We start from the raw sequence: 3,803 nt of genomic DNA, 5'->3' as shown, positions 1-3,803 counted from the left end.
AGGGGATTTAGCTGGCGAGGCTGTCGTTGTTCCCTTCGTCAGTCCGAAGAAAGGAGGGGTGCTATGGAAGACAGGACTCCACCGGACCACTCCGGCCCGCCGAGTGACGGGCGGGCTTCTCTTCAGTCACGCTAGCCGGTTCTCCATCGGCTCTTGTCTTCCCGCTTGAGGGAACCTCTCCTAACTGATGAGCCATTGTGGAGCACCAGGGCTGACGTGAGGAACGCAAGCTCCTGGGATCCAATTCATTCCCCCTGATGGAATGACTTGATCCGCCCATCCTCGTACGGGCCTCTGAAATCAACTAACACAGAAACGGTATGGCATCCTAATCACCACGCACGGGTGACCCTTCCCACCTTGGTGAAGGGTTCCCCGTGCTCTAGCCCTCTCGAGTGATTCGCGCGTCTTAGGAGGCCGGTGATCTACTCTCCGTCCTTATAGGGTTGGAGATGATATCGCAGGAGGGGGGCCGAACTTCTCCGCGGCATCGAGGGAAGGAGGTGGCCGTGCAGGTGTATGAAGTTATGTCAACCGGAATTGTGACAGCCAAAAAGATGGATTCGGTGCGGTCGGTGGTAATGAGAATGATGAACCGTAACTGCGGCGCCATTCCAGTGGTGGAGGAAGATGGGAGACTCGCAGGAATTGTCACGCTGCGCGACGTCTTGTTGCAACTCTATCCCAACTATGGCGAATACATTCATGACAACGTGCACAGCAGGGATTTTGTCGAGATGGAAGAGGGGTACCCTGAGGCGCTCGGCAGAAAGGTGGGGGAGATCATGAGTCCGAATCCTCTCACGGTAGCACCTCACACTCCGGTTCTGGAAGCGGCATCCTATATGGGGCTGAAAAATTTCCGGCGAATTCCCGTCGTGGAAAAGGGACTGCTGGTCGGAATGCTCAGTATCGGCGATATCAATCGAGGGCTGTTCTTTGAGAAGGGCATGCGGGGCTGAGCGGCCCGTCGGGCGCCTACATGTATTCAGGGGCTCTCGATGCAATCACGGCATCGTGTAATGGTCGGGTCAGCATCGAGACGCCGAAGGTCGATGTCCTCGCCGCATTGAAAACAGGGGCCGAATCGACCGGATTCGATCCGACGCAATGCGCCTTCAATTTTCACCAGGAGTTGCTCGCGCCTGCGTGCGGTTTCCAGTGACATTTGCTGAGCCTGCATCGCGTCCATGCGGGAAACACGCCCGACGCTCGATTGATCGAGTTCCACCGGTTTCACATCCTCGGCCGCAGACTCACTGACGGCGCGCAGTTCTCTCTGCATCGCGGTCAGCCTTGTGCGGAATTGTTCGAGTTGCTGGTCGTTCATCGTTCGTGGCCGAGGGAAGTTGAATCAGAAGGAGGCTACGCGTAATGGAGAATTTCTACAAGTGGCGCCGGAAGCAGCGTCTCTCACGCGCGGGGAACTGCGGCCGGAGGGCGTGGCGTCTGCTTATTCTTCCTCGCTAAGCTCCCATGTTCCCTTTTGCCACAGCGGCAGCATCGGTTGTGCTGCATCGCCCTACACAACAGGGCCAGGGAATCCGTAGGGATTTCTTGAGCAATACTTGCTAGCAGGCGAATTGTTAACGGCAATATGGACCTTCGCGCACCAAACCGCTCTTGGTACGTCCCTTGCTGCAAGCAGGACCGTGTAAAGTAGCTCTCTAACAGGAGGTGGCCGGGCATGCCCATGTCGATGATGAAACATATGCGTCAAATGCCGATGTTCCCATGGATGCCCATCATCCCGCTGAGCGTAATGATCACCGTGGTGACACTGTCGATCTTGAATTACCGCAGCTTGATGAAGGTGGAACAAAAGCTGGATCGACTCAGCGCAGCGCGTGGCTAATTGGCACTCCCTTGAGGAGACCAAACAGATTCGGCACAGGGGGACTCGGTCCTGTCCCTCTTGGGCAACAGGTGGCGTACACGCTAGACGAAGGGTGAAGCATGGATCCGCACATGTCGTGGGAGGGCGGATTTCGCTGGATGTGGATCATACCATTCACGTTCATAGTCCTTATGATACTGTTCATGGCGACGTGTGTGTTCGGTGTCTTCCGCCGGTCTACAGGGTGGGATGGGTCCTGCCCCATGTGTGGACGGCATGGACGAGGGACGAGCGAGCCAGACACACCGCGACAGATCCTCGATCGGCGCTATGCCAGCGGGGACCTCACCAAGGAGCAATATGAGTCAATGAAGCAGGACCTCGCGCACTGATGGTCCACAGCCTGTCGTATTGCAGGACGCGAGCCCCCGGTTTGGCTCGTGGCGGGAATGTCGACGTTGCGTGTCAGTGACGGTGATCCGTTGCAGAATTTCGAGCAATCAAAGACTCCTCTCCCCCTTTTCTTCTCCAAGATCGGTCCGAGATGACTCCACCGCGCTGGTCATTATCGACATGCGTCAGGGTGACGTAGCTCAAAATCAGAAACGCCTCGTCGACTGTCCAATTCGATCAGACAGCAGTCATCAAGCATCTTTTTAAGGTGACGACGGCCACGTTGAACACGCGATTTCATGCCCGCAACTGAAATTCCTAAACGAGAGGCCGCTTCCTTATTTGTAAGACCTTCAAGCTCGACCAGGTTTACTGCTTCACGATACTTCAGCGGCAGCTTCTCTAACATAGGCCGAAGACAGCCTGACAGCTCCGTCCTAATTTCGTTGGGCATCGTTTCTAGCAAGTCAGATGAAGCGGCTCCTTCCAGGTCAGCGGCAAGCCCGACAGAAGATTCACGGCGTCTTCCCGAGGATCGATAGTGATCGATGATGACATGGCGAGTTATTTGGAACATCCAGGAGAGCAGGCGATCAGGAGCTTGCAACTGGTCCAAGTGTTGATGCACTCGCAAAAACACGTCTTGCAAAATATCGTCGGCTTCAGCGTCATTGCTCACGCGTTTCAAAATAAAGGCACGAAGACCTTTATGGACTTGCTCCCACATTCCCGCAGGTATCGTCATGGGCATACTCCTGTCGCCTTTCGGGAGGCCGACGACACCATAATACGGCGCATCGGCCTCTCAAATACAAATCACGCGCATGTGGCATGTCGATTCGCCGAGCTGTGGCGCGCAGGGATACAACAGCCGGTGTTTGAAACTGGTCCCGTCACGTCAAGCTGTTCATGCACAGTGAAGATTTCCCAGGCGTTGTCGTCTGGATCAGAAACCCAGAGTTTATCCTGCCTCGCGAAGCAGCAAGCGACGTTCGCTTCTGCCCGTTCGATAATTCCTTGATCTTGTAGTCGCTGTTTCCATGTCGCAATTTCCTCAAGGGAACCGACCTCAATGCCCAGGTGGTTGACTGAACTGATACGTCCCGAGGAGGAGAGCAGTGAAAGATTTAATGAAGGGGAATCCAGGTCAAATTTGGCGTAGTCCGTGGTCTGTTTCTGTGGTACCACCCCGAATACCTTTTGATAGAACTTCACCGATGCCTGTACGTCTCGAACGTCGAGTGAAATATGAGGTCTCATGGTTTCTCTCCCTTCCGTTAGCGGTGAGGCACTATGCCTTCACCTGCTCTATAGACGGTGTAGTTGGGAGAAGGATGCAAACAACCGAAACCAAGCGTAATACGCTGATGGTGGATCAGCGGGGTCAGTGACTGTGCCGAGTCTAGCGGATCTATGGTACGGCGAGAGGCGAGGGGAGCTCAAGATGCACGCTGGGAACTGCGGCCGGAGGGCGTGGCGGCTGCTGGGGGTGTTGGAGGGCAATACCTGACCACATTTTGGGATTCTCGCGTGATACCCGCGTTGACATCGGCTAACAAAGGGGACAGACTGT

6 protein-coding genes are annotated in these 3,803 nt (G+C 55.2%); 3 read left to right on the top strand and 3 right to left on the bottom strand.

Annotation, left to right across the window (positions count from 1 at the left end):
• Window positions 1–509: 509 nt before the first annotated feature.
• Window positions 510–962: a CBS domain-containing protein gene (locus ACWVCN_RS02395; protein ID WP_455243914.1), complete on the top strand. Its 453-nt coding sequence runs from the start codon at window positions 510–512 to the stop codon at window positions 960–962.
• 26 nt (window positions 963–988) lie between these two features.
• Here the strand turns inward: ACWVCN_RS02395 and ACWVCN_RS02390 are convergent, their stop codons facing one another.
• Window positions 989–1,330 carry a TraR/DksA family transcriptional regulator gene (locus tag ACWVCN_RS02390; RefSeq protein ID WP_455243913.1) on the bottom strand — a complete coding sequence of 114 codons (342 nt, stop codon included), beginning with the start codon at window positions 1,328–1,330 and terminating at the stop codon, window positions 989–991.
• 357 nt (window positions 1,331–1,687) lie between these two features.
• On the opposite strand from ACWVCN_RS02390, the gene ACWVCN_RS02385 reads away from it, so the two are divergent.
• Both ACWVCN_RS02385 and ACWVCN_RS02380 read left to right on the top strand, forming a co-directional pair.
• On the top strand, window positions 1,688–1,855 hold the full coding sequence (locus tag ACWVCN_RS02385) for a hypothetical protein (RefSeq protein ID WP_455243912.1): 168 nt from the start codon (window positions 1,688–1,690) through the stop codon (window positions 1,853–1,855).
• A 185-nt stretch (window positions 1,856–2,040) separates the two neighbouring features.
• A complete protein-coding gene (locus ACWVCN_RS02380) occupies window positions 2,041–2,229 on the top strand; it encodes an SHOCT domain-containing protein (RefSeq protein WP_455243911.1) in 189 nt (62 codons plus the stop codon).
• A 173-nt stretch (window positions 2,230–2,402) separates the two neighbouring features.
• On the opposite strand, the gene sigZ is transcribed toward ACWVCN_RS02380, so the two are convergent.
• Together sigZ and ACWVCN_RS02370 are read right to left on the bottom strand one after the other, a co-directional pair.
• Window positions 2,403–2,975 carry an RNA polymerase sigma factor SigZ gene (sigZ, locus tag ACWVCN_RS02375; RefSeq protein WP_455243910.1) on the bottom strand — a complete coding sequence of 191 codons (573 nt, stop codon included), beginning with the start codon at window positions 2,973–2,975 and terminating at the stop codon, window positions 2,403–2,405.
• Window positions 2,976–3,046: 71 nt separating this feature from the next.
• Entirely contained in the window at window positions 3,047–3,490 is a 444-nt protein-coding gene (locus tag ACWVCN_RS02370; protein ID WP_455243909.1) for an ArsI/CadI family heavy metal resistance metalloenzyme, read from the bottom strand.
• Window positions 3,491–3,803 lie beyond the last annotated feature (313 nt).

Source organism: Petrachloros mirabilis, assembly GCF_975968855.1.
This window is presented reverse-complemented; position numbering and strand designations above follow the sequence as displayed.